The following is a 25,257-nucleotide window of genomic DNA, read 5'->3' as shown; positions in this document are numbered from 1 at the left end:
CAGGCGCCAAGGTTATCGTTATTCGTGCTGTTGCGCACACCAGCCGCAGGCAAAGGGTTGGCCTATTTTTTCAAGGCGTTGCGCGGGGTCGAGCACCCAGGCGCGCGACTGCCACGGCGGCTGGTGGCGCAGATGCTGGGTGTGGCCGCAGGACAGCTCGGCGACCCAGTGCAGGTCGTCGTCCTGGTGGAATCCGGTTATCGTCGAGACCGTTGGTCGGCCCCGTCCGTCCGGGTTCTGTTCGCTTTCGGACAAATCCTTGTTTAGACTTGTCCGTTCTTCATTCTTATGCAAAAGGTCTCGCCCCATGACGATCGCCGCTAACAAGGCTGTCTCCATCGACTATACCCTGACCAACGACGCTGGTGAGGTCATCGACAGCTCCGCCGGCGGCGCGCCGCTGGTCTACCTGCAAGGCGCGGGTAACATCATCCCAGGCCTGGAAAAGGCGCTGGAAGGCAAGGCAGTCGGTGATGAACTGACCGTTGCCGTAGAGCCTGAAGATGCCTACGGCGAATACTCCGCCGAACTGGTCAGCACTTTGAGCCGCAGCATGTTCGAAGGTGTTGATGAACTGGAAGTCGGCATGCAGTTCCACGCTTCCGCGCCGGACGGCCAAATGCAGATCGTGACCATCCGCGACCTGGACGGCGACGACGTGACCGTCGACGGCAACCACCCCCTGGCTGGCCAGCGCCTGAACTTCCAGGTGAAGATCGTTGCCATTCGCGACGCTTCTCAGGAAGAAGTGGCTCACGGTCACGTCCACGGTGAAGGCGGTCATCACCATTGATTGTGGTTTGATCAATCGGTAGCAAAAACGCCCCGACTGGTTCGGGGCGTTTTTTTTGTGCTTGAAAATATCTACCTGACACTCATGGGGTCAATGTGGGAGGGGGCTTGCCCCCGATAGCGGTGTGTCAGTCAAAGTATTTCTTACTGATACACCGCCATCGAGGGCAAGCCCCCTCCCACATTTGGATAGGTGTGCATTCCAGAAAACAAAAATGCCCCGGACCTTTCGGTACGGGGCATTTCTTAACTGTTACGCAACCTGAGGTCACGTGGCAGTTGTTACCACTTAGGCTGCAGCAGCAACGTTCAGAGCCTTGATGTGGCCATTCAGGCGGCTCTTATGACGAGCGGCCTTGTTCTTGTGGATGATGCCTTTATCGGCCATACGGTCGATAACTGGCACGGCCAGAACGTAAGCAGCTTGGGCTTTTTCAGCGTCTTTGGTGTCGATGGCTTTAACTACATTCTTGATGTAGGTACGAACCATGGAACGCAGGCTGGCGTTGTGGCTGCGACGCTTCTCAGCCTGTTTTGCACGTTTTTTGGCGGAAGGTGTGTTGGCCACCGTCGAGCTCCTCGAAAGACTTTTTAGGAAATAGCAAACAAAATAGGCCGCGAATCATGCCGATGACTTGATGGGTTGTCAAGAGCGGCTGATGCGAACTGCTGAGTGGTCGATCTGAAGAGGCGGGTGATTTATTTCCGGCGCTTGACCTGTAAACTCGCGAGCTTTGGCGCTGTGCTGTTGCAGGCGCGCAGTATCGCATAAGTAGGCGCTTTGTTCGCCTGCTCTTTATCTATAGGCGCAAACTCTTTCAATGAATCTGCTCAAATCGTTGGCTGCCGTCAGCTCTATCACGATGATCTCCCGGGTTTTGGGGTTTGTGCGTGACACCCTGCTGGCCCGCATTTTTGGCGCCAGCATGGCCACGGACGCCTTCTTCATTGCCTTTAAACTGCCCAACCTGTTGCGCCGGATTTTCGCCGAAGGCGCGTTCTCCCAGGCCTTCGTGCCGATCCTGGCCGAATACAAGACTCAACAGGGGGAGGAGGCGACCCGCACCTTTATCGCGTATGTCTCGGGCCTTCTGACACTGGTGTTGATGCTGGTGACCGTGCTCGGCATGCTCGCCGCGCCCTGGGTGATCTGGGCCACGGCTCCCGGCTTTGCCAATACCCCGGAAAAGTTCGCACTGACCACTGATCTGCTGCGCGTGACCTTTCCTTATATATTGCTGATCTCGCTGTCATCGCTTGCCGGGGCGATTCTCAATACCTGGAACCGTTTCTCGGTGCCGGCCTTCGTGCCGACGCTGCTTAACGTCAGCATGATTATCTTCGCGCTGTTCCTCACGCCGTACTTCGATCCGCCGGTGATGGCTCTGGGTTGGGCCGTCCTGGCCGGCGGCCTGGCACAACTGCTCTACCAACTGCCGCATTTGAAAAAGATCGGCATGCTGGTGCTGCCGCGCCTGAACCTCAAGGACACCGGCGTCTGGCGCGTGATGCGCAATATGTTGCCGGCGATCCTTGGTGTGTCCGTCAGTCAGATTTCCCTGATTATCAATACGGCGTTCGCATCGTTGTTGGTATCCGGTTCGGTGTCGTGGATGTACTACGCCGACCGCCTGATGGAATTGCCGTCAGGCGTGCTCGGGGTGGCCTTGGGCACCATTTTGCTGCCGACCCTGGCGCGCACCTATGCGAGCAAGGACCGCCAGGAATACTCGCGCATCCTCGACTGGGGCCTGCGCCTGTGTTTCCTGCTGGTGCTGCCGTGCTCCCTGGCCCTGGGAATCCTGGCCGAACCCTTGACGGTCTCGCTGTTTCAATACGGGCAATTCGACGCGCACGACGCCCTGATGACCCAGCATGCGCTGGTGGCGTACTCCGTGGGGTTGCTCGGCATTATCGTGATCAAGGTGCTGGCGCCGGGTTTCTATGCCCAGCAGAACATCCGCACACCGGTGAAGATCGCGATCTTCACTCTGATCGTCACGCAACTGCTCAACCTGGTGTTTATCGGCCCGCTGGCCCATGCCGGCCTGGCGCTCGCGATCAGTGCCGGTGCCTGTATCAATGCCGGCCTGCTGTTTTATCAACTGCGCAAGCAGCAGATGTACCAACCACAGCCTGGCTGGGGCGCCTTTACCCTCAAGTTGCTCGTGGCGGTCGCGGCGATGTCGGCCGTGCTGTTTGGGCTGATGCACGTGATGCCGGCCTGGGACCAGGGCCATATGCTGGAGCGCTTCATGCGCCTGGGCGTGCTGGTAGTGGCTGGCGTGGTGGTGTACTTCGGGATGTTGCTGCTGCAGGGTTTCCGCCTGCGCGATTTCAATCGCAAGTCGCTGGGGTAGAGAGTTTGCCGCGATAAAACGGCTGTTTTATCGAATCGATCCATTTGGCCTGCGCTGTTGCCTGTCGTCCGGGGCCGGGTGTGGTTATAATCGACCACTTTATGAGCAAGAAGCGCGTTATGCAGCTGGTTCGAGGTCTCCACAACCTGCGCCCCGAGCACCGGGGCTGCGTCGCCACCATTGGCAACTTTGACGGTGTTCACCGTGGCCACCAGGCTATCCTGGCCAGGCTGCGCGAGCGTGCGGTCGAGTTGGGCGTGCCCAGCTGCGTGGTGATTTTTGAGCCACAGCCGCGGGAGTTCTTCACCCCGGAAACGGCGCCGGCCCGTCTGGCCCGCCTGCGAGACAAACTGCAACTGTTGGCTGAAGAAGGCGTGGACCGCGTCCTCTGCCTGGCTTTCAACCAGCGCCTGCAAAGCCTCAGCGCCGCCGAGTTTGTCGACCGCATCCTCGTCGATGGTCTCGGCGTGCAGCATTTGGAGGTCGGCGACGACTTCCGTTTTGGTTGCGACCGGGTCGGCGATTTCGATTTCCTGCAACACGCCGGCGTCAACCAGGGTTTTACCGTCGAAGCCGCGCAAACCGTCGAACTGGACGGCCTGCGCGTGAGCAGTACCCAGGTGCGTAACGCCCTGGCGGCTGCCGACTTCGCCTTGGCCGAGCGTTTGCTCGGTCGCCCGTTCCGCATCGCCGGGCGGGTACTGCACGGCCAGAAGCTGGCGCGCCAACTGGGCACGCCAACCGCCAACGTGCAACTCAAGCGCCGTCGTGTGCCGCTGACCGGGGTTTACCTGGTGAGTGTCGACATCGACGGCCAATCGTGGCCGGGAGTCGCCAACATAGGCGTCAGGCCCACGGTTGCAGGTGATGGCAAGGCCCACCTGGAAGTTCACCTTTTGGATTTTGCCGGTGACTTGTATGACCGGCGTTTAACGGTGGTTTTCCACCAGAAGCTGCGTGAAGAGCAGCGTTTCGCCTCCCTTGAGGCGTTGAAAACGGCGATCAATGCGGATGTCGCCGCCGCCCGTGCACTAGCCGCACCTAGCGCCCATCGCTAACCGAAGAGCCTTAAATGACCGACTATAAAGCCACGCTAAACCTTCCGGACACCGCCTTCCCAATGAAGGCCGGCCTGCCACAGCGCGAACCGCAGATCCTGCAGCGCTGGGACAGTATTGGCCTGTACGGAAAGTTGCGCGAAATTGGCAAGGATCGTCCGAAATTCGTCCTGCACGACGGCCCTCCTTATGCCAACGGCACCATTCACATCGGTCACGCGCTGAACAAGATTCTCAAGGACATGATCCTGCGTTCGAAGACCCTGTCGGGCTTCGACGCGCCGTATGTCCCGGGTTGGGATTGCCACGGCCTGCCGATCGAACACAAAGTCGAAGTGACCTACGGCAAGAACCTGGGCGCGGATAAAACCCGCGAACTGTGCCGTGCCTACGCCACCGAGCAGATCGAAGGGCAGAAGTCCGAATTCATCCGCCTGGGTGTCCTGGGCGAGTGGGACAACCCTTACAAAACCATGAATTTCAAGAACGAGGCCGGTGAAATCCGCGCCCTGGCCGAAATCGTCAAGGGCGGTTTCGTGTTCAAGGGCCTCAAGCCCGTGAACTGGTGCTTCGACTGCGGCTCGGCCCTGGCCGAGGCGGAAGTCGAGTACGAAGACAAGAAGTCCTCGACCATCGACGTGGCCTTCCCGATTGCCGATGAGGCCAGGCTGGCCGAGGCCTTTGGCCTGGCATCGCTGGCCAAGCCGGCGGCCATCGTGATCTGGACCACCACGCCATGGACCATCCCTGCCAACCAGGCGCTGAACGTGCACCCCGAGTTCACCTATGCGCTGGTAGACGTTGGCGATCGCCTGCTGGTGCTGGCCGAAGAAATGGTCGAGCCGTGCCTGGCGCGTTACGAGCTGCAAGGTTCGGTGATCGCCACCACCACCGGCTCCGCGCTGGAACTGATCAACTTCCGTCATCCGTTCTACGACCGCCTGTCGCCGGTGTACCTGGCTGACTACGTCGAACTGGGTTCGGGTACTGGCATCGTTCACTGCTCGCCTGCCTACGGCGTGGACGACTTCGTGATCTGCAAGAAATACGGGCTGGTCAACGATGACATCATCAACCCGGTGCAGAGCAACGGCGTGTACGTGCCGTCGCTGGAGTTCTTCGGCGGCCAGTTCATCTTCAAGGCCGACCCTGCAATCATCGAAAAGCTGCGTGAAGTCGGTGCGCTGATGCAAACCGCCACCATCCAGCACAGCTACATGCACTGCTGGCGCCACAAGACCCCGTTGATCTACCGCGCGACCGCGCAGTGGTTTATCGGCATGGACAAAGAGCCGACCCGCGGCGAAACCCTGCGCATACGCTCGCTCAAGGCCGTCGAAGGCACCAAGTTCGTCCCGGCCTGGGGCCAGGCGCGCCTGCACTCGATGATCGCCAACCGTCCGGACTGGTGCATCTCCCGCCAGCGTAACTGGGGCGTGCCGATCCCGTTCTTCCTGAACAAGGAAAGCGGCGAACTGCACCCACGTACCGTCGAGCTCATGGAGCTCGTGGCCCAGCGCGTTGAACAGGAAGGCATCGAAGCCTGGTTCAAGATGGACGCTGCCGAGTTGCTCGGTGATGAAGCGCCGCAGTACGACAAGATCAGCGACACCCTCGACGTATGGTTCGACTCGGGCACCACCCACTGGCACGTGCTGCGCGGTTCGCACCCGATGGGCCACGAGACCGGCCCGCGTGCCGACCTGTACCTGGAAGGTTCGGACCAGCACCGTGGCTGGTTCCACTCGTCGCTGCTGACCGGTTGCGCCATCGACAACCACGCGCCGTACCGGGAACTGTTGACCCACGGCTTCACCGTCGACGAAAACGGCCGCAAGATGTCCAAGTCGTTGAAGAACGTGATCGAGCCGAAAAAGATCAACGACACCCTGGGCGCCGACATCATGCGTCTGTGGGTCGCCTCGACCGATTACTCGGGCGAGATCGCCGTCTCCGACCAGATCCTGGCCCGCAGCGCCGATGCCTACCGGCGTATCCGTAATACCGCGCGCTTCCTGCTGTCGAACCTGACCGGTTTCAACCCGGCCACCGACATCCTGCCGGCAGAGGACATGCTCGCCCTCGACCGTTGGGCCGTGGACCGCGCCCTGTTGCTGCAGCGCGAGTTGCAGGAACACTACGGCGAGTATCGCTTCTGGAATGTCTATTCCAAGATCCACAACTTCTGCGTGCAGGAGCTCGGTGGTTTCTACCTCGACATCATCAAGGACCGCCAGTACACCACCGGTGCCAACAGCAAGGCGCGCCGTTCGGCGCAGACCGCGCTGTACCACATCAGCGAAGCGCTGGTGCGCTGGATCGCACCGATCCTGGCGTTCACCGCCGACGAATTGTGGGAGTACCTGCCGGGCGAGCGTAACGAGTCCGTCATGCTCAACACCTGGTATGAAGGCTTGACCGAACTGCCGGCCGACTTCGAACTGGGTCGCGAGTATTGGGAAGGCGTGATGGCCGTGAAGGTTGCGGTGAACAAGGAGCTGGAAGTGCAGCGCGCGGCCAAGGCCGTGGGTGGCAACCTGCAAGCCGAAGTCACCCTGTTTGCCGAGGGCGGCCTGACCGCCGACCTCGCCAAGCTGAGCAACGAACTGCGCTTTGTGTTGATCACCTCCACCGCAAGCCTGGCGCCTTTCGCCCAGGCTCCGGCAGATGCCGTGGCCACCGATGTACCGGGCCTGAAGCTCAAGGTGGTCAAGTCGGCCTTCCCTAAATGCGCCCGTTGCTGGCACTGCCGTGAAGATGTCGGCGTGAACCCCGAGCATCCGGAAATCTGCGGTCGTTGCGTCGATAACATCAGCGGTGAAGGCGAGGTTCGTCACTATGCCTAACTCTGCCAGTCGTTTCGGACGTCTGGGCTGGCTCGTATTGAGCGTGCTGGTGCTGGTCATCGACCAGGTCAGCAAGGCTCATTTCGAAGGCACCCTGGAAATGTTCCAGCAGATCGTGGTGATCCCGGATTACTTCAGTTGGACCCTGGCCTACAACACCGGTGCGGCCTTCAGCTTTCTCGCTGATGGCGGTGGCTGGCAGCGCTGGTTGTTCGCGCTGATCGCCGTGGTGGTCAGTGCGGTGCTGGTGGTCTGGCTCAAGCGCCTGGGCCGGGACGACACCTGGCTGGCCATCGCGCTGGCCCTGGTGCTGGGCGGCGCGCTGGGTAACCTGTACGACCGCGTTGCCCTGGGCCACGTGATCGATTTCATCCTGGTGCATTGGCAGAACCGCCATTACTTCCCGGCGTTCAACTTTGCCGACAGCGCTATCACCGTCGGCGCAATCATGCTGGCGCTGGACATGTTCAAGAGCAAGAAAACCGGAGAGACCGTCAATGACTGATCAGGTATTGGCTGAGCAACGCATCGGCCAGAACACGGAAGTCACTTTGCATTTCGCATTGCGCCTGGAGAATGGCGACACGGTCGACAGCACCTTCGACAAAGCCCCGGCGACCTTCAAGGTCGGTGACGGTAATCTGCTGCCGGGTTTTGAAGCGGCTTTGTTCGGCTTCAAGGCCGGCGACAAGCGCAACCTGCAGATCCTGCCGGAAAACGCCTTTGGCCAGCCCAACCCGCAAAACGTGCAGATCATCCCGCGTTCGCAGTTCGAAGGCATGGAGCTGTCGGAAGGCCTGCTGGTGATCTTCAATGACGCGGCGAATACGGAATTGCCCGGCGTGGTCAAAGCCTTCGATGACACGCAAGTGACCATCGACTTCAACCACCCGTTGTCCGGCAAGACACTGACCTTTGACGTCGAGATCATCAACGTCAAGGCGCTGGTCTAAAATGTGGGAGGGGGCTTGCTCCCCTCCCACCTTTGATCTCCATTATCTGTTGAGTCAGCGTTAATATTGACTCAATGTGGCTGCAAGACACGAGGCACAGCATGCAAATCAAACTCGCCAACCCCCGTGGCTTCTGTGCCGGTGTGGACCGGGCGATCGAAATCGTCAACCGCGCCCTGGAAGTCTTCGGCCCGCCGATCTACGTGCGGCATGAAGTCGTCCACAACAAGTTCGTGGTTGAAGATCTGCGTGCTCGCGGCGCCATCTTCGTCGAAGAACTCGACCAGGTGCCTGACGATGTCATCGTTATCTTCAGCGCCCACGGCGTTTCCCAGGCCGTGCGCACCGAAGCGTCCGGCCGTGGCCTGAAAGTATTCGATGCCACATGCCCGCTGGTGACCAAGGTGCACATCGAGGTGGCGCGCTACAGCCGTGATGGACGTGAATGCATCCTGATCGGCCACGCCGGTCATCCGGAAGTCGAAGGCACCATGGGCCAGTACGACGCCAGCAATGGCGGCGCCATCTACCTGGTGGAAGACGAGAAAGACGTCGCCAACCTGCAAGTGCAGAACCCGGAGCGCTTGGCGTTCGTTACCCAGACCACCTTGTCCATGGACGACACCAGCCGCGTTATCGATGCCCTGCGCACGCGATTCCCGGCCATTGGCGGCCCACGCAAGGACGACATCTGCTACGCCACGCAAAACCGCCAGGACGCGGTCAAGCAACTGGCCGATGAGTGCGATGTGGTGCTGGTGGTCGGCAGCCCGAACAGCTCCAACTCCAATCGCTTGCGTGAGCTGGCCGAGCGCATGGCGACACCGGCGTACCTGATCGACGGCGCCGAGGATATGCAGCGTAGCTGGTTCGACGGTGTCGAGCGCATCGGCATCACGGCGGGCGCCTCGGCTCCGGAAGTCCTGGTGCGTGGCGTCATCCAGCAATTGCACGCCTGGGGGGCCACCGGCGCCGATGAGTTGGCGGGACGCGAAGAAAACATTACGTTTTCGATGCCCAAGGAACTGCGGGTGCGCTCGCTGCTCTGAACCCGGCTCGCTCAACCACGGCATAACGCCTGCTCGGTTTTGTCACTGCGCAGGCTGACGCGCCCACTTGGCGCCAGCACTATCTGATACAGGCTTTGTGCCTGCGTCGTGTCGCACACATGCACGGTGCCGGCACGAAACCCGCCGCCCGCAAACACCGGCTCCCCCAACGCGCTGAAACGTACCTGGCTGCTGACCGGGCCATTACCGGCCACCGGCACGCGCCCGCTGTCCTGTCGCTCCAATAGCACCGGATTCTCGTCATCCAGATGGCCGCGACCACTGATATCCAGGATCACCCGCCACCCTTGGCTCCAGTCTTGCCCGCGCGCATGGATGACCACTGCACGACTGCGTGCGATCGCCTCCGTGCGCGCATAACGCAGCCCGTCGGCCAGTGACCGGGCCACGCTTTGCTGCTGCTGCGATTCCAGCAAACCCTTGAAGCCGGGTATGGCCAGTTGCGCCAGAACGCCCGTGACGATCAGCCCCAGCAGTAATTCGATCAAGGTGAACCCTCGTTGTGTCATGTGCGTCCCATCCGTGGATGCGGTTGATCTTTAAGTGACAGGCATAGGTATAGCGGTTGCTCCCTGATGCTGAATGATGGCCTTTACGTCCAATGTATTTCCCTTTGTTCCGATAGCAGCAGCCGCCGAAAACCGGCGCTAGTCTTGGGGCGTACAGCAGGGTTCTGCTGTTTTTCTCCGGCCCTCGACATGGACGACGACGGTAATGCCTTTGTGCAGCAACACCTTATTTCTACGCGCAGTTCATCGACCTCAAGCCGGCATGACCCTGATCGAGGTACTGGTAGCGGTGCTGGTTCTGGCTATCGGACTGCTGGGGGCCGCGGCTCTCCAGCTCAACGCGCTCAAATACACCGACAATGCACGGATGACCAGCCAGGCCAGTTTCATTGCCTACGATATGCTCGATCGAATTCGCGCCAATGCCGGGGTCGATTACGCCTGGGCCCAAGCCGAGCGCGCGCCGCCGAGCACCTCGACCGCCAGCGTGCGTGACCTGGACTTGCACGATTTCGAAGCCAATATCGTAGGTTTTGCCGGCGAAGACGCCAAAGGTGCCGTGGCGGTCAGCGGCAATGAAGTCACTATCAGCATCACGTGGGAAGACGCCAGGTTGGAGAGCAGCCTGGGCGCGCGGCAAACCTTCACCCTGAGCAGCCGTATCGCCAGTGGGCAAGGCCGATCGCAATGAACCGTCCCGCACGTGGTTTCGGGCTGGTGGAGTTGCTGCTGGCGCTGGCCGTCGGGCTGGTGCTGATCCTTGGCGCGAGCCAGGTGCTGATCGGTACGCGGCTGACCCAGGCCAGCCAGCAGGCCGCTACGGTGCTGCAGGATGATGCGCGATTCGTGCTGAACAAGCTGGTCCAGGATATTCGCCAGGCAGGCATGCTGGGATGTTTGGCCCCGGCGTTTATCGACAACGCCCCGGCGGCCTTTGATCGGCCGATTGGCTGGCAAATGTCGGCAAGCGCAACGTCACTGACGCTGGTGACCGCCAATACCGGCGACGGTGCCGGCAAGCCAGACTGGACCGTAGTGTCCGACTGCAGGGATGCGGCACAGGCTTACGCCGGCACGCCGCCTGTGATCGCGCCCGGCCAGATTCGGTTTGCCATACGAGAACTCACCTACACCCATGAGGCGGGGCAGTTGAAAATCAGTACGCCGTCGGCACCGGCCAAGGCGGTGCTGATAGATAACGTACGGGCCTTCGAGATCAGTTTCGGGGTGGCCGCCGGGCCTGAATCGACGGACGTGGCGCGCTACGACAGCCACCCGGCCGACGCATCGTTGATCCGCAGCGTGCGCATCCGCATGACCCTGCAGGACCCGACCGGGCGCGTGAAGGATCAGGCCTATAGCGTCGTGGCCGCACTGCGCAACCGGCTGGAGTAGGGCGATGATCCTGAGTGGGGGGAGCCCTGTGCGCCAGGCGGGAATGGTATTGCTGATCAGCCTGGTCTTTCTGCTGTTGCTGTCACTGGTGGGGTTGTCATCCATGCAGGCCGCGATCTCTCAGCAGAAGGTCGCCGGTAGCCTGTGGCAACGTAATCAATCGTTCCAGACGGCCGAAAGTGGCCTGCGGCTGGGGGAGTCGGCAGTGCGCAGGGGCGGACCTGCGCTGCCACTTTGCCACTCGATCATCCACTGCGCGCCGCCCGCGGAGGCATTTTCGGTGGTTGGCCCTGGGCCAAATCCGGTCTCTGCGGTGAATTGGGTGGCGTTCAAGGACGGGGTATATGGCATTCAATCCCTGGGCGTGGGGATGGGCCAGGCGCATTTACCGCCGCTTATCCCGGCCGCGCTCTTTCGGGTGACGGCCGTGGGGCTGGGTGGCCAGTCGCGCACGGTGCTTGAGACGGTGTATGCGCGGGTGGGGGAGGGCGACGGCGCGCGGTTTCGGCGAGTCTTATGGCGGCAACTTCAATAAGGAGCAATTCAATGGGCATGGATAGCCAGGGCTTTACCCTGATCGAGCTGTTGATCGCGGTGGCGATCATCGCGTTGCTGGCCGGGATCGCTTACCCCGGATACACCGGCCAGGTAAAAAAGGTGTATCGGGTGCAAGTCGTCGCGCTGCTGAGCGAGCAGGCTCAACATCTGCAGCGTTTTTACACGCGCAACGGCACTTTTATTGATGCAGGCGGCGTCAGTACAGGCAATGATCACTATAGAATCAGCGCCGTATTGAACCCTCATGATTTTGTCTTGCTCGCCACGCCTGCCCCGCACTCAGTCATGGCGGACGACGCCTGCGGCCAATTCAGCTTGACCAGCACCGGTATGCGCAGCAATCCGGGAGCTGTGCCGCAAATGCCGCTCAAGGCATGCTGGGGGCAGTGATGAGAGTGCTGGATGAATGGGCGCCGGGCGCGCTTTTCCCTTTTTATCGGCTGGATCAAATGATGGCTAAGCAACAGCGAGTAGTGATTGTCGGCGGCGGCGTGATTGGTTTGTTGACGGCATACAACCTGGCGAACCGGGGGCAGGCCGTCATATTGCTGGAGCGCGGTGGGCTTGGGCAGGAGTCCTCATGGGCTGGCGGCGGGATTGTTTCGCCGTTGTATCCATGGCGCTATAGCCCGGCGGTGACCGCCTTGGCCCATTGGTCCCAGGATTTCTACCCGCAACTGGCACAACGGCTGTTCGCTGCGACCGGCGTCGATCCCGAGGTTCACACCACAGGTTTGTACTGGCTCGACCTGGATGACGAAGCCGATGCCCTGGCCTGGGCTGCGCGTGAGGGCAGGCCCTTGAGCAAAGTGGACGTATCGGCGGCCCATGATGCCGTTCCGGCGCTGGGCGGCGGATATTCGCAGGCGATCTTCATGGCCGATGTGGCCAATGTGCGCAACCCGCGCCTGGTCAAATCCCTCAAGGCGGCGTTGTCGGCGCTGCCCGATGTGACGATTTACGAGCAGTGCGAAGTCGATGGCTTTATTTTGCAGGGCGACACCGTGGTCGGCGTGAATACGAGCGCTGGCGCCATGACGGGTGATCAGGTCGTGCTCGCAGCGGGTGCCTGGAGCGGGGATTTGCTGGGAAAACTGGGCTTGGCACTGCCTGTTGAGCCGGTCAAGGGCCAGATGATCCTCTACAAATGCGCGTCTGACTTCTTGTCGAGCATGGTCCTGGCTAAAGGGCGCTATGCGATCCCGCGGCGGGATGGGCATATTTTGATTGGCAGCACCCTGGAGCATGAGGGATTCGACAAAACGCCGACGATAAGCGCGCTGGAAAGTCTCAAGGCCTCGGCGGTGGAACTGCTTCCCGCCCTGGCGGACGCCGAGGTGGTGGGGCACTGGGCGGGGTTGCGGCCCGGCTCGCCGGAAGGTATCCCGTATATCGGCGAGGTACCCGGCTTCAACGGCTTGTGGCTCAATTGCGGGCATTACCGCAATGGCCTGGTGCTTGCCCCGGCGTCCTGCCAGCTATTTGCCGACTTGCTGCTGGGGCATGCGCCGATCATCGACCCTGCACCTTACGCGCCCGCCGGTCGAGTCAGCGCTGGATAGACTTCGGCCCCTGCTGCAGATGCGCCTGGGTGCAATACCATTGCTGGCCCGAGCTCAGCGCCCGATCCTGCGGCACGTGCACGCCGCAATGGGCGCAACGTACCATCAAGGCGGCATTGGGTTCGCCGGTGCGCGGTTGTCTGGCGGCAGGGTTTTTGAATTTGCGCCAGAGCCATACCGCGGCGGCAATGACGGCGATCCAGAACAATAGACGAAGCATGATGGGCAGTTTCTCGGTAAGGAATGCGCCAGTTTAGCCAAGGTGGCCATGGGCGCACAGCGCAATAAATACTCGCCCATGAAAAAGGGAGCTCCTGAGAGCTCCCTTTTTGCGTTGCGTCGAACGGTCAGTCGAACACGCCGAAGGTCATGTAGCTGAACCACGAGCGGTCCTGGTTGTTACCCAGGGCTTGCGGCTCTTCTTCTTCGATCACGTCGCCGTTCTCGTCGTGCGGCTTGAGGTCCGAAGGAATCGCGTCCTTGGCGTCCTGGTACTGCTTGATCACGTCCTGGTTGGCGCGTGTTTCGCCTGGCGGCAGCGGCGGACGGGACTCGATCAGGCCCAGGGTGTACTTGCTCAGCCACGAACGGTTGTCGGCTTCGTCAACCTGAGGCACGAACTGGCCGTCTTTCAGGCTCGGGTGGTCCGGGTAGTTGAGCTTCAGGGTTTCCAGGCTGGTGGTCGCCAGCTGATCCAGGTGCAAGCGCTGGTAAGCCTCGGTCATCACGGCCAGGCCGTCACCCACGGAAGGGGTCTCCTGGAAGTTCTCCACCACATAGCGGCCACGGTTGGCAGCAGCCACGTACGCCTGACGGGTCAGGTAGTAATGGGCCACGTGGATCTCGTAGGAAGCCAGCAGGTTGCGCAGGTAGATCATGCGCTGCTTGGCGTCCGGCGAGTAGCGGCTGTTCGGGTAGCGGCTGGTCAGCTGGGCGAACTCGTTGTAGGAGTCGCGTGCCGCGCCCGGGTCGCGCTTGGTCATGTCCAGCGGCAGGAAGCGCGCCAGCAGGCCAACGTCCTGGTCGAACGAGGTCAGGCCCTTCATGTAGTAGGCGTAGTCCACGTTCGGATGCTGCGGATGCAGGCGGATAAAACGCTCGGCAGCGGACTTGGCAGCTTCCGGCTCGGCGTTCTTATAGTTGGCGTAGATCAGCTCGAGCTGGGCCTGATCGGCATAGCGTCCGAACGGATACCGCGACTCCAGTGCCTTGAGCTTAGCTGTGGCGCTGGTGTAGCTATTGTTATCCAGGTCTGTCTGAGCTTGCTGGTAAAGCTCGACTTCGCTCAGGTTTTCGTCGACGACGTCCTTGGTTGACGAGCAAGCAGCAGTCATGGCGAGGATGGCGATCAGCAGCAGGTGTTTCACTTGCATGGCGGCTTGCGTCCCTATGACGGCCGCTGTCTTGGGCGGGGCCGTCCTGTTATGATGAGCGCCCCGTTGAAAGCCTCGGGGCAAAAGACGCCGTATTTAACCACAAGCGCGCAGCCGAAACCAAAGGCTGTGCCACGCCTAGTCTGAGCATGTCCGATAAAATTGAACTTCGCGCAGAGGTGCCGTCCGAATTGGGCGGCCAACGCCTCGATCAAGTCGCCGCACAATTATTCGCTGAGCACTCGCGCTCGCGCCTTTCCGCCTGGATCAAAGACGGCCGCCTGACTGTGGATGGAGCGGTTATCCGCCCGCGAGACACAGTGCATGGCGGTGCGATTCTTGAGCTGACTGCCGAGCAGGAAGCCCAGGGAGAATGGGTCGCCCAGGACATCGAGCTGGATATCGTCTATGAAGACGATGACATCCTGGTCATCAACAAACCCGCAGGCCTGGTGGTTCACCCGGCGGCCGGGCACGCTGATGGCACCTTGCTCAATGCCCTGTTGCACCACGTGCCGGACATCATCAACGTGCCGCGCTGCGGCATCGTGCACCGTCTGGACAAGGACACCACCGGCTTGATGGTGGTGGCCAAGACCATTCAGGCGCAGACGCAACTTGTTACTCAATTGCAGAGTCGCAGCGTCAGCCGGATCTACGAATGCATCGTGATCGGCGTCGTGGTGGCCGGTGGCAAGATCAATGCACCCATTGGTCGCCACGGCCAGCAGCGCCAGCGCATGGCGGTGATGGAGGGCGGCAAGCAGGCCGTCAGCCACTATCGCGTGCTGGAGCGTTTCCGTTCCCACACCCATGTGCGGGTCAAGCTGGAAACCGGTCGAACTCACCAGATCCGCGTGCACATGGCCCACATCAACTTCCCGTTGGTCGGCGATCCGGCCTACGGTGGTCGCTTCCGCATTCCGCCAGCGGCCAGCCAGACCATGGTCGAATCGCTCAAAACGTTCCCGCGCCAGGCACTGCATGCACGCTTCCTGGAGCTGGATCATCCGACGAGCGGTAAGCGTATGAGCTGGGAATCGCCGCTTCCGGACGATCTGGTCTGGCTGTTGTCGCTGCTCAAGCAGGATCGCGAGGCGTTTGTCGGATGAGTGACTGGCTGATACCTGACTGGCCCGCGCCGTCTCAGGTCAAAGCCTGCGTCACCACCCGTGCGGGCGGCGTCAGTGTGGCGCCGTTCGACAGCCTCAACCTGGGCGACCATGTGGAGGACAGCCTTGAGGCTGTCCTCGAAAATCGTCGTCGCCTTACCGCAGCGTTCGATATCCAGCCGGCCTGGTTGCGTCAGGTCCACGGCACCACGGTGGTCGAGGCCGATCCGGGCCGGATCGCCGAAGCCGATGGCAGTTGGACCAGCACACCGGGCATCGCCTGCACCGCCATGACGGCCGATTGCCTGCCTGCATTGTTCTGCAATCGAGCGGGCACCCGTGTTGCGGCGGCTCATGCCGGTTGGCGTGGGTTGGCGGCAGGGGTGCTGGAGGCAACCTTCGGAAGCCTTGATAGCAAGCCCGCCGACGTTCTGGTCTGGCTCGGTCCGGCCATCGGCCCGCAGGCCTTTGAAGTCGGTCCCGAGGTGCGTGAAGCGTTCATGCAGCAACTGCCGGCAACTGCCCAAGCCTTTGTTCCCAGCCGTAATCCCGGCAAGTTCATGGCCGACATCTATCAACTTGCACGCCTGCGCCTTGCCGCGCGGGGTGTCACCGCTGTCTACGGTGGCGGCTACTGCACCGTGACCGACCCGCGTTTCTTTTCCTATCGACGCAGCCCGCGTACGGGCCGATTCGCCTCCCTTGTCTGGCTTGACCGCTAGACTGTCCTGATCTGTATCAACCATCCACTGCTTGAATCCCGCAGAATCCACCCCATCTATAGGGGTATCTGGCAGGTTTCTTCATTCAGGATGTGTTTGTTCATAGCTCCGGCCTGCTCAAAAGGAAGGTGACTAATGCGTATTGATCGTTTAACCAGCAAATTGCAGTTGGCCTTATCGGACTCCCAGTCCCTGGCCGTCGGTCTCGACCACCCGGCGATTGAACCGGCGCACTTGATGCAGGCGCTCCTCGAGCAGCAAGGTGGTTCTATCAAACCCTTGTTGATGCAGGTGGGCTTTGACGTCAACAGCCTGCGCAAGGAGTTGAGCAAAGAGCTCGACCAACTGCCGAAAATCCAGAATCCCACCGGCGACGTGAATATGTCGCAGGACCTGGCGCGGCTGCTGAATCAGGCCGACCGCCTGGCCCAGCAGAAAGGTGACCAGTTCATCTCCAGCGAACTGGTGCTGCTCGCCGCCATGGACGACAACAGCAAGCTCGGCAAGTTGTTGCTGGGCCAGGGCGTAAGCAAGAAAGCCCTGGAAAACGCCATCAACAACCTGCGTGGCGGCGAGGCGGTGAATGACCCCAATCACGAGGAATCGCGCCAGGCCTTGGATAAATATACCGTTGACCTGACCAAGCGCGCCGAAGAGGGCAAGCTTGACCCGGTCATCGGCCGTGACGACGAAATCCGTCGCACTATCCAAGTGCTGCAGCGTCGCACCAAGAACAACCCGGTGCTGATCGGTGAGCCTGGCGTGGGTAAAACCGCCATCGCCGAGGGCCTGGCCCAGCGCATTATCAATGGTGAAGTGCCGGACGGGCTCAAGGGCAAGCGCCTGCTGTCCCTGGACATGGGCTCGTTGATCGCCGGCGCCAAGTTCCGTGGCGAGTTCGAAGAGCGCCTGAAATCCCTGCTTAATGAATTGTCCAAGCAGGAAGGGCAGATCATTCTGTTTATCGACGAACTGCACACCATGGTCGGCGCGGGCAAGGGCGAGGGGTCCATGGATGCCGGCAACATGCTCAAGCCTGCCCTGGCGCGAGGCGAGTTGCATTGCGTCGGTGCGACCACGCTTAACGAGTACCGCCAGTACATAGAAAAGGATGCGGCGCTTGAGCGACGTTTCCAGAAGGTCCTGGTGGAAGAGCCCAGCGAAGAAGACACCATCGCCATCCTGCGTGGCCTGAAAGAGCGCTATGAGGTTCACCATAAAGTCGCGATTACCGACGGTGCAATCATTGCGGCGGCCAAGCTGAGCCATCGCTATATCACTGATCGCCAGTTGCCCGACAAGGCCATCGACCTGATCGACGAAGCGGCCAGCCGCATCCGTATGGAGATCGATTCCAAGCCGGAAGTGCTCGACCGCCTGGACCGTCGCCTGATTCAACTGAAGGTCGAATCTCAGGCGTTGAAAAAAGAAGAGGATGACGCGGCGAAGAAACGCCTGGAGAAACTCCAGGAAGAAATCGTGCGCCTGGAACGCGAGTATTCGGACCTCGAGGAAATCTGGACCTCGGAGAAAGCCGAGGTGCAGGGCTCTGCGCAGATCCAGCAGAAGATCGAGCAATCACGCCAGGAACTGGAAGCCGCGCGCCGTAAAGGCGACCTGAACCGCATGGCCGAGTTGCAGTACGGGGTGATCCCGGACCTGGAACGCAGCCTGCAGATGGTTGACCAGCATGGCCACAGCGAGAACCAGCTGTTGCGCAGCAAGGTGACCGAGGAAGAAATTGCCGAGGTGGTCTCCAAGTGGACCGGTATTCCGGTGTCGAAGATGCTTGAAGGCGAACGCGATAAGCTGCTGAAGATGGAAAGCCTGCTGCATCAGCGCGTGATCGGTCAGGAAGAGGCGGTGGTGGCGGTGTCCAACGCGGTGCGGCGTTCCCGCGCCGGGTTGTCCGACCCGAATCGCCCGAGTGGTTCGTTCATGTTCCTTGGGCCTACCGGCGTGGGTAAGACCGAGCTGTGCAAAGCCCTGGCTGAATTCCTGTTCGATACCGAAGAGGCCATGGTGCGCATCGACATGTCCGAATTCATGGAGAAACACTCGGTGGCTCGCCTGATCGGCGCCCCACCAGGCTACGTGGGCTATGAGGAGGGCGGTTACCTGACCGAAGCCGTACGGCGCAAGCCCTACTCGGTGATCCTGCTGGATGAGGTCGAGAAGGCGCACCCGGATGTGTTCAACATCCTGTTGCAAGTGCTGGAGGATGGTCGCCTGACCGACAGCCACGGACGCACGGTGGATTTTCGCAACACGGTGATCGTAATGACCTCCAACCTGGGCTCGTCGCAGATCCAGGAGCTGGTGGGCGATCGCGAGGCACAGCGGGCCGCTGTCATGGACGCGCTGACCACCCACTTCCGGCCGGAATTTATCAACCGGGTGGACGAAGTGGTGATCTTCGAGCCGTTGGCGCGGGATCAGATAGCCGGCATTACCGAGATCCAGTTGGGACGCCTGCGTGCACGTCTGGCCGAGCGCGAGCTGGCCCTGGAGCTGAGCAGCGAGGCGTTGGACAAGCTGATTGCGGTGGGTTACGACCCGGTATACGGCGCGCGGCCGTTGAAGCGTGCGATCCAGCGCTGGATCGAGAACCCGCTGGCACAGCTGATCCTGTCGGGCAGCTTTATGCCGGGCACCAGCGTCGAGGCGACGGTGGAGAACGACGAAATCGTCTTCCATTAAGCCCTGCGGCCAGTGCGATAAGAGGAGGCCCCGCATTGCGGGGCCTTTTTTTTCGATAGGGCGTTGAACTGTAAGGCAAAGGCTTGTAAAGTGCGCCCCGCAGCAACGTCAGCCCACGGGTTTCTTCTCCCCAAGAAGAAATCAGAAAGAAGCGCAAATCATTGTCTTAAAAGCAATTTAAAGGGTTGACAGGGGTTTTTAAGATTGTAGAATAGCGCGCCTCAGAGACGCTAACGTAGCGATACGGACAGGGTCGAAGAGAAGCTACACAGCGGTAAATGTTGTAGTTTGAAATATGTTGTACTTTGAAATATATAGTTCCGTGATAGCTCAGTCGGTAGAGCAAATGACTGTTAATCATTGGGTCCCAGGTTCGAGTCCTGGTCACGGAGCCAATTTCAAACCGGGGTATAGCGCAGTCCGGTAGCGCGCCTGCTTTGGGAGCAGGATGTCGGGAGTTCGAATCCCCCTACCCCGACCATATTAAAAATCCTCGTATCGAAAGATACGGGGATTTTTTTTGCCTGCGTGAAACTCAGGACCGATTGAAACACTGTGGGAGGGGCGGTGCGACGATTCGACCCGCCCCCGATTACACCAGAAGAACTACCTGTGATGCTTGCCCGCCAAACGCTATCGCAGCAACCCCGATAGCAAAATACGAAAGCTGGCGATTGCCTGTGTCGATGCCTTGTGTGGATCCGCCGCGCCAGCGATCCACAGAGAAGCATTCAACGCTGCACCATTGACCAGATAGGCAGTGGCCTGTGCATCTACCGGTTTGACCACGTTCTGGTCGATCAACGCTTGAATGCTACGCATAGTGCTGGCCAGGCAGGCGCTCTGGCTGGCCGTCCGCGCCGGATCGCCAAGGACCGCAGGGCCATCCAGCAGAACGATACGTTGAATTTCCGGGTTAAGTGCCAGCTTGATCCATTCGACACTTTCCTCGACGAACCCCTCCCAAGGCGTACTGGCCTGTTCTACAACTGCACGCAGGTGCGCAGAGGACTCTTCGTCTATCTGGGCAATAACGGCTTCCAGCAGGCCTTTCTTACCGCCGAAGTGGTGGTAGAGCGCACCGCGTGTCAGTTCGGCATCCGCTGTCAGATCCTCCATGGCGGTCTCGGCGTAGCCCTTTTCTGCAAAGGCTTTGCGGGCTGCAGCGATCAACTTGCTGCGTGTTGACGCAATCATATCCGCACGTTTTTGTCGCGCCATCAGGCTCTCCTTATCAATCACGGGTGCATTGACATGCAGTGCGTATGTTAATACATTAATTACATACACTTTGTATGTGAGTGCGGCGAAAGCTGCCCACCGGATCATTTGGTCAACCTGAGCGGGAGAAATGTAATGACAACGCTATCGAATCAGCAGGTCGTGCTGGCGGCGCGCCCGGATGGGGACCTGAAGCCATCCGATCTTCGCCTTGAAGATGTCGCAGTACCCATACCAGGCGAGCGCGAAGTTCTGCTGGAGACCATTTACCTCTCCATTGACCCCTATATGCGCTGGTGGATGAGGGCGGAAAAATCCTATAACGAGCCTATCGAGATCGACCAGGTCATCGTCGGCGCCACGGTGTCCCGGGTGAGGGAGTCCCATCATCCTGATTGGCCAGTCGGTGCGTGGGTATTGGCTTTTTCCGGGTGGAAACGCTTTGCCATTTCAGATGGCAGCGACCTGCGTCAACTTGATCCAGACCTGGCACCGCCTTCCACCGCATTGGGCGTACTGGGAATGACAGGTTTCACGGCCTATGCGGGTTTGCGCAACATTGGCAAGCCCAATCCCGGTGAAACCGTAGTGGTTGCTGCTGCGAGTTATCGCGAGCAGATTACCCATGGGTTGCATACAGCGCCGCACGCCTTGATTGACCAACTCAAGGGACGTAATTTTGGTAAAACGATTGTTCAGTTAGGCGAGCCATAACGTGTGCGCCAATGGAGTGATGGGCTGCGTAATTCTTTTTCAAAGCGTCCAGTGTTTTGAGGGGAAGCATTCAGGATGGGAAGTTGCAGATGACAGCTTGGCGGTATAGAGCGCCTTAAGGACAGCGATATGATCCGGTTAGCCGAAGCAAGTGATGAGTTCGAGATCAGACATTGCGCTGAACAAGCCTACGCGCGTTATGTGCCCGTGATCGGTCGCAAGCCAGCCCCGATGATCGCCGATTTCATCACGCAGATAGCGGCCGGAGTGGTCTATGTTGCGCTTGACGATCAAGCCAGATTTCAGGGCTTTATTGTGTTCTACGTCAAGGACGGATATTGCCTATTGGAAAACGTGGCAGTCCTCCCGAGCGCAGCCGGGCGGGGGGTTGGGAGGGCGCTGATCAGCTTTTGTGAAAAAACCGCCAGCGCGCGCGGTGTGAACGCCGTTCATCTCTATACCAACGCGAAGATGGCAGACAACCTTTCGATATACCCCAAGCTTGGTTATGTGAAAGTAGCTGAGCGCACGGAGTATGGTTTCGATCGCGTTTACTTCGAAAAAAGCCTTACATAACCAGGCGCGTCTTGTCAGAGGCTGGTTCAGATGGCGACTCTGCAAGGTAGGTGGGGCTTCACCGCCGTCTGTAGGAGCGAGCTTGCTCGCGAAAAACTCACAGGCACCGCGTTCATTCAGGAAACACGCGTTATCGTTGACGTTTTTCGCGAGCAAGCTCGCTCCTACCCCATTGTTTTATCTTGTCAGTGCAGTTTCAGGCGCGGCTCAGTCCCGCGTCCGATCTTGCTGCCCAGCATCAGCATCGCCGTGCGGAAAAAGCCATACAGCGCCATCTGGTGCATACGGTACAGCGACACGTAGAACATCCGCGCCAGCCAGCCCTCCAGCATCACACTGCCGGTCAGGTTACCCATCAAGTTACCCACGGCGGAAAAGCGCGACAGCGAGATCAGCGAGCCGTAGTCGGTGTATGTGTAAGTCGGCAGCTCCTTGCCTTCAATCCGCAGCTTCAGCGACTTGGCGAGCAATGAAGCCTGTTGGTGAGCGGCTTGCGCGCGTGGCGGCACATTGCGGTCGGTGCCTGGTTGCGGGCAGGCGGCGCAATCGCCAAAGGCAAAGATGTTTTCGTCGCGGGTGGTCTGCAGCGTCGGCAACACCTGCAGCTGGTTGATGCGGTTAGTCTCCAGGCCATCGATGTCCTTGAGAAAAACCGGTGCGCGGATCCCGGCAGCCCAGACTTTGAGGCTGGCCGGGATCACCTGGCCGCTGCTGGTGATCAGCGCGTCGGCGGTCACTTCGCTGACGGCCGAGTTGGTCAGCACGGTCACTCCGAGTTTCTCCAGAGTCTTGTGCACCGGCCCGCCAATCCGCTCCGGCAGCGCGGGCAATACCCGTGGGCCGGCTTCGATCAGGGTGATGTGCATGTTTTCCGGCTTGATGCGGTCCAGGCCATACGCCGCCAGCTCATGGGCGGCGTTATGCAGTTCGGCGGCCAGTTCAACACCGGTGGCGCCGGCGCCGACGATGGCGACGCTGATTTGTTCGACCGTGTCGGTCTGCCCGGCGTGGGCGCGCAGGTAATGGTTGAGCAACTGCTGATGAAAGCGCTCGGCCTGTTTACGGGTGTCGAGGAACAGGCAATGTTGCGCGGCGCCCTCGGTGCCGAAATCGTTCGTGGTGCTGCCCACTGCAATGACCAGGCTGTCGTAGCCGAGGACGCGCGCAGGCACCAGTTCCCGGCCTTCTTCGTCGAGGGTGGCGGCCAGTTGGATTTTCTTTTGTTCGCGGTCAAGCCCGCTCATACGCCCCAGTTGAAACTCGAAGTGGTTCCATTTTGCCTGGGCGACGTAATTGAGTTCGTCTTCCGAAGAGTTCAGCGAGCCGGCCGCCACTTCGTGCAGCAACGGCTTCCAGATATGCGTCAGGTTGGCGTCCACCAGCGTGATGCTGGCTTTGCCGCGTTTGCCCAGGGTCTTACCCAGGCGGGTCACTAGCTCCAGGCCGCCGGCACCGCCGCCGACGACAATAATACGATGGGTCATGGGGATATCTCGCAAGGCTAAAAGAAATCGGAGCAGTTACCCCCGCGAGCGCCAGGCAGCTCATAGCGTCAGGTAACTCAAAAGGCGGCTCAGCAAACCGAGCCCGATCACCACCACCAGCACCACACCAAGGAGCAGCCACGGCCTGAAAGGCTTGCGCTCGACTCTGTGCTGGGAGAGTTGCAGGTACTCTTCGACATGCTGTTGGTCATCGGGTTTCAGGCGGCTGCTCATAAAGGCCTCGTCAGGTAGACGTTGCAAAAGGGCGTCACGTTACAGCCTGTGGATCAAAGGCTGATGCCCACATCGAACACTATGCTGCGGCCCAGGTTGTTGCGCAAGAAATCCGGCGCGTCCGGATGAGCGAACAGCACCCGCGCAAAGGTCGGCCCCACCAGTGACAGGGAGCGCCAGCCCTGGCGCAGATATTCGGTGGGCGGCGGAAAGTGGCTGTTGAGGTCCAGCACTTCGCGCTTGAGGCTGGCGAAGGCGATGAGGTCCAGCTCCCCCAGGTCCATGCCGCGTTCCTTGTAGTTGTGCGCTTTCTTGCGCAGTGTCGGTGCCAGGCGCAACAGGAACTCATGGGCGGGAATGCGTCTTGGCTTGGCTTCGCGACGCACCAGTTGGCTTAAGGAGAAAGCGCTGCGCCTGCGCAGCAATTCGTCGCGCCATTCGTCGTTCAGGCGGCGGCCTTCGTCCAATACAAAGAACACTTCAAAACTGGCGTCGCGAAACAGCACGTCCGGCGGCTCGGTGCCTGCGGCGTGGAACTCTTCGGCGCGATAGGGCACGTTCAAGCCTTGCAGCAGGCGCTGGCAGACCCAACGCTCACGCTCCCATTTGCGGGCATTGGACAGGAATGCGTTGGCTTGTTCGGCTGCTACGGTGAGCAAGCGCAAATAATCTGAGTCGTCCATCTGCCTAGCTTAGCGTTCAAATGATGACCGCAGGAAGACTCGCTACGACACTGGAGACGTCTGGGAGGCGATGTCCCAGCTGCGCGGCGATGGTGCGGCGCATTGGCGCAAGTATTCAGGCGCTACATCATGCACTTAAACAGTGCGCGAAGTTGCATGAGAGATAAAAGACTGCCACGAATATCGCATAACGGCGTCCAGGCGTTTGCTATCAAGTGAATTTGGGTAAGTCTAGGCAACACAGGCGGCTTGGGTTAGAGTCGAAACAGTGAATTTTCTATGGATAGATAAGAAGCGCCCCATGAAGACCCCGCCACTTAATGCTGTAAAAGCGTTTGAAGCAGTCTCCCGGCATTTAAGTGTAACTAAGGCCGCAGTGGAGCTATGCGTCACTCAAGGGGCCGCCAGCCAGCAGATCAAGAACCTTGAAAACTACGTAAACTGCCCACTGTTCATTAGGGATGCCAAGGGCCTGACGCTGACTGACGCCGGACAGCGGCTCGCTGGCGTTGCGCAGAAAGCACTGGGCGAATTGGCCGCTGTCGCCGAAGAAATTATCGGGACTCAAAGGACCACTCTTTCTATCTCCGCCCCGCCTTCATTTGCCGTTAAGTGGCTCATTCCAAATTTAAACAAGTTTTACGAACAACATGTGGATCTCAATGTTGTGATTGATGCGTCTTGCGAAGTGAGGAGTTTTCGCAGCGATGGTATCGATGCGTCCATCAGGTTCGGCAAAGGTGAGAATCCTCCACCCAACAGCACGGTGCTCGGCTGTTCGGATATTATTATTGTTGGAAGCCCTGCCTATATAAATAAATCACCGGCGATCAATCATTACGCCGATCTGTATGATCACAAGTTAATCAGTTACGAATCAAAAACTGAAGACCACAGGAAACTTCATAAAAGCTGGAGGGGCGTCTTCAGTGAGCTAGGTTTATCCCTGGACCTCAGCAAGACTGCGTTGATCTTTACCGAGGGGCATATGGCGTTAACGGCGGCCATTCATGGACAAGGATTGGCGTTAATAGAATCCATCCTGGTCGAACATGAGTTACGCAGCGGTCAGTTGGAAAAAGTCTTGGGCACTCGCTTTTCCGGCGATAATTGCTATACCTTTCTGAAACCTGAGTACTCTCAGAAAATGCAGGCACTGGAAAAGTTTGAAGCCTGGTTGACCCATTCACTCGCCGGTTCGCTAAGAAGCTTGTAAAACTTGGGCCGCAGCGCAGACTATTAGCCACCCGGTTCGCTGCTGTTTGCCCTTTAGTAAATCTAATACCCCCTGAAGAAATACTCCATCGACTCTGTTCCAAGAGTCTCGTATTTTTT

The 25,257-nt window shown here is 59.6% G+C and carries 26 protein-coding genes, 2 tRNA genes and 1 pseudogene; 20 read left to right on the top strand and 9 right to left on the bottom strand.

The window, feature by feature from the left end; genetic code table 11:
• Positions 1-18: 18 nt before the first annotated feature.
• Complete coding sequence (locus J1G34_RS11050) at positions 19-309, bottom strand: DUF3565 domain-containing protein (protein ID WP_122561932.1); 291 nt, start codon at positions 307-309, stop codon at positions 19-21.
• Here J1G34_RS11050 and J1G34_RS11045 point away from each other — a divergent pair.
• Entirely contained in the window at positions 308-793 is a 486-nt protein-coding gene (locus J1G34_RS11045; protein WP_003171645.1) for an FKBP-type peptidyl-prolyl cis-trans isomerase, read from the top strand. The genes J1G34_RS11050 and J1G34_RS11045 overlap by 2 nt on opposite strands.
• A gap of 288 nt (positions 794-1,081) precedes the next feature.
• Here J1G34_RS11045 and rpsT read toward each other — a convergent pair whose 3' ends face one another.
• On the bottom strand, positions 1,082-1,360 hold the full coding sequence (rpsT, locus tag J1G34_RS11040) for a 30S ribosomal protein S20 (RefSeq protein WP_003171647.1): 279 nt from the start codon (positions 1,358-1,360) through the stop codon (positions 1,082-1,084).
• Between the two features lie 253 nt (positions 1,361-1,613).
• Here rpsT and murJ point away from each other — a divergent pair, with 253 nt between their 5' ends.
• From murJ to ispH, 6 genes are all read left to right on the top strand, one after another.
• The gene (gene murJ, locus J1G34_RS11035; RefSeq protein ID WP_065935727.1) at positions 1,614-3,152 is read left to right on the top strand and encodes a murein biosynthesis integral membrane protein MurJ; all 1,539 of its coding nucleotides are present in this window, start codon (positions 1,614-1,616) and stop codon (positions 3,150-3,152) included.
• Between the two features lie 119 nt (positions 3,153-3,271).
• Entirely contained in the window at positions 3,272-4,210 is a 939-nt protein-coding gene (gene ribF, locus J1G34_RS11030) for a bifunctional riboflavin kinase/FAD synthetase (protein ID WP_065888011.1), read from the top strand.
• 14 nt (positions 4,211-4,224) lie between these two features.
• Positions 4,225-7,056 carry an isoleucine--tRNA ligase gene (gene ileS, locus J1G34_RS11025; protein ID WP_222994035.1) on the top strand — a complete coding sequence of 944 codons (2,832 nt, stop codon included), beginning with the start codon at positions 4,225-4,227 and terminating at the stop codon, positions 7,054-7,056.
• Positions 7,049-7,561 (top strand): signal peptidase II, encoded by a 513-nt coding sequence (gene lspA, locus J1G34_RS11020; protein ID WP_065896508.1) that lies wholly within the window; start codon positions 7,049-7,051, stop codon positions 7,559-7,561. The genes ileS and lspA overlap by 8 nt, the downstream gene beginning before the upstream one ends.
• Positions 7,562-7,568: 7 nt before the next feature.
• Positions 7,569-8,009 (top strand): FKBP-type peptidyl-prolyl cis-trans isomerase, encoded by a 441-nt coding sequence (locus J1G34_RS11015; protein WP_170875978.1) that lies wholly within the window; start codon positions 7,569-7,571, stop codon positions 8,007-8,009.
• A gap of 101 nt (positions 8,010-8,110) precedes the next feature.
• Positions 8,111-9,058, top strand: a complete 948-nt coding sequence (gene ispH / locus J1G34_RS11010) for a 4-hydroxy-3-methylbut-2-enyl diphosphate reductase (protein WP_057725850.1) — start codon at positions 8,111-8,113, stop codon at positions 9,056-9,058.
• On the opposite strand, the pseudogene J1G34_RS11005 reads toward ispH, so the two are convergent.
• A pseudogene (locus J1G34_RS11005) lies at positions 9,012-9,588 on the bottom strand (GspH/FimT family pseudopilin). The gene ispH and the pseudogene J1G34_RS11005 overlap by 47 nt on opposite strands.
• Positions 9,589-9,793: 205 nt before the next feature.
• Between J1G34_RS11005 and pilV the strand changes: the two are divergent.
• From pilV to thiO, 5 genes are all read left to right on the top strand, one after another.
• On the top strand, positions 9,794-10,279 hold the full coding sequence (gene pilV / locus J1G34_RS11000; RefSeq protein WP_065935724.1) for a type IV pilus modification protein PilV: 486 nt from the start codon (positions 9,794-9,796) through the stop codon (positions 10,277-10,279).
• Entirely contained in the window at positions 10,276-10,983 is a 708-nt protein-coding gene (locus J1G34_RS10995; protein WP_222994025.1) for a PilW family protein, read from the top strand. The genes pilV and J1G34_RS10995 overlap by 4 nt, the downstream gene beginning before the upstream one ends.
• A gap of 4 nt (positions 10,984-10,987) precedes the next feature.
• Positions 10,988-11,518, top strand: coding sequence for a pilus assembly PilX family protein (locus J1G34_RS10990; RefSeq protein WP_065891869.1), 531 nt, complete (start codon positions 10,988-10,990; stop codon positions 11,516-11,518).
• A gap of 11 nt (positions 11,519-11,529) precedes the next feature.
• A complete protein-coding gene (locus J1G34_RS10985) occupies positions 11,530-11,931 on the top strand; it encodes a type IV pilin protein (RefSeq protein WP_065891870.1) in 402 nt (133 codons plus the stop codon).
• A 62-nt stretch (positions 11,932-11,993) separates the two neighbouring features.
• The gene (gene thiO / locus J1G34_RS10980; RefSeq protein WP_065891890.1) at positions 11,994-13,103 is read left to right on the top strand and encodes a glycine oxidase ThiO; all 1,110 of its coding nucleotides are present in this window, start codon (positions 11,994-11,996) and stop codon (positions 13,101-13,103) included.
• On the opposite strand, the gene J1G34_RS10975 is transcribed toward thiO, so the two are convergent.
• A complete protein-coding gene (locus tag J1G34_RS10975; protein WP_065888002.1) occupies positions 13,090-13,323 on the bottom strand; it encodes a PP0621 family protein in 234 nt (77 codons plus the stop codon). The genes thiO and J1G34_RS10975 overlap by 14 nt on opposite strands.
• Positions 13,324-13,450: 127 nt before the next feature.
• Positions 13,451-14,476 carry an outer membrane protein assembly factor BamD gene (locus J1G34_RS10970; protein ID WP_065888001.1) on the bottom strand — a complete coding sequence of 342 codons (1,026 nt, stop codon included), beginning with the start codon at positions 14,474-14,476 and terminating at the stop codon, positions 13,451-13,453.
• 149 nt (positions 14,477-14,625) lie between these two features.
• Between J1G34_RS10970 and rluD the strand changes: the two genes are divergently transcribed.
• From rluD to J1G34_RS10945, 5 genes are all read left to right on the top strand, one after another.
• Complete coding sequence (rluD, locus tag J1G34_RS10965; protein ID WP_057725842.1) at positions 14,626-15,588, top strand: 23S rRNA pseudouridine(1911/1915/1917) synthase RluD; 963 nt, start codon at positions 14,626-14,628, stop codon at positions 15,586-15,588.
• Positions 15,585-16,310, top strand: a complete 726-nt coding sequence (gene pgeF / locus J1G34_RS10960) for a peptidoglycan editing factor PgeF (RefSeq protein ID WP_065935722.1) — start codon at positions 15,585-15,587, stop codon at positions 16,308-16,310. The genes rluD and pgeF overlap by 4 nt, the downstream gene beginning before the upstream one ends.
• Positions 16,311-16,445: 135 nt before the next feature.
• Positions 16,446-19,010 carry an ATP-dependent chaperone ClpB gene (clpB, locus tag J1G34_RS10955; protein ID WP_065887998.1) on the top strand — a complete coding sequence of 855 codons (2,565 nt, stop codon included), beginning with the start codon at positions 16,446-16,448 and terminating at the stop codon, positions 19,008-19,010.
• A gap of 319 nt (positions 19,011-19,329) precedes the next feature.
• Positions 19,330-19,405: transfer RNA gene (locus J1G34_RS10950), tRNA-Asn, on the top strand.
• A 9-nt stretch (positions 19,406-19,414) separates the two neighbouring features.
• A tRNA-Pro gene (locus J1G34_RS10945) sits at positions 19,415-19,491 on the top strand.
• 152 nt (positions 19,492-19,643) lie between these two features.
• On the opposite strand, the gene J1G34_RS10940 is transcribed toward J1G34_RS10945, so the two are convergent.
• Positions 19,644-20,231 (bottom strand): TetR/AcrR family transcriptional regulator, encoded by a 588-nt coding sequence (locus J1G34_RS10940; RefSeq protein WP_065896505.1) that lies wholly within the window; start codon positions 20,229-20,231, stop codon positions 19,644-19,646.
• Positions 20,232-20,366: 135 nt separating this feature from the next.
• Between J1G34_RS10940 and J1G34_RS10935 the strand changes: the two genes are divergently transcribed.
• Both J1G34_RS10935 and J1G34_RS10930 read left to right on the top strand, forming a co-directional pair.
• Positions 20,367-20,945, top strand: coding sequence for an MDR family NADP-dependent oxidoreductase (locus J1G34_RS10935; protein ID WP_222994022.1), 579 nt, complete (start codon positions 20,367-20,369; stop codon positions 20,943-20,945).
• Between the two features lie 129 nt (positions 20,946-21,074).
• Entirely contained in the window at positions 21,075-21,521 is a 447-nt protein-coding gene (locus J1G34_RS10930; protein ID WP_065896503.1) for a GNAT family N-acetyltransferase, read from the top strand.
• Positions 21,522-21,706: 185 nt separating this feature from the next.
• Here J1G34_RS10930 and J1G34_RS10925 read toward each other — a convergent pair whose 3' ends face one another.
• Genes J1G34_RS10925 through J1G34_RS10915 form a run of 3 tightly spaced genes read right to left on the bottom strand, consistent with a single transcriptional unit; the run spans position 21,707 to position 23,922 of the window.
• Positions 21,707-23,005, bottom strand: a complete 1,299-nt coding sequence (locus tag J1G34_RS10925) for an NAD(P)/FAD-dependent oxidoreductase (RefSeq protein ID WP_222994020.1) — start codon at positions 23,003-23,005, stop codon at positions 21,707-21,709.
• Positions 23,006-23,065: 60 nt separating this feature from the next.
• A complete protein-coding gene (locus J1G34_RS10920) occupies positions 23,066-23,239 on the bottom strand; it encodes a DUF3094 family protein (RefSeq protein ID WP_065887994.1) in 174 nt (57 codons plus the stop codon).
• A gap of 53 nt (positions 23,240-23,292) precedes the next feature.
• Entirely contained in the window at positions 23,293-23,922 is a 630-nt protein-coding gene (locus J1G34_RS10915) for a DUF1780 domain-containing protein (RefSeq protein ID WP_065887993.1), read from the bottom strand.
• A gap of 301 nt (positions 23,923-24,223) precedes the next feature.
• Here J1G34_RS10915 and J1G34_RS10910 point away from each other — a divergent pair, with 301 nt between their 5' ends.
• Positions 24,224-25,138 (top strand): LysR family transcriptional regulator, encoded by a 915-nt coding sequence (locus J1G34_RS10910; RefSeq protein ID WP_065896502.1) that lies wholly within the window; start codon positions 24,224-24,226, stop codon positions 25,136-25,138.
• Positions 25,139-25,257 lie beyond the last annotated feature (119 nt).

Origin of the sequence: Pseudomonas sp. Wu6, assembly GCF_019891515.1 — a bacterium.
Taxonomy (GTDB): Bacteria; Pseudomonadota; Gammaproteobacteria; order Pseudomonadales; family Pseudomonadaceae; genus Aquipseudomonas; species Aquipseudomonas orientalis_A.
The sequence above is the reverse complement of the archived record's forward strand: the minus strand, read 5'-3'. Positions and strand labels throughout refer to the sequence as shown.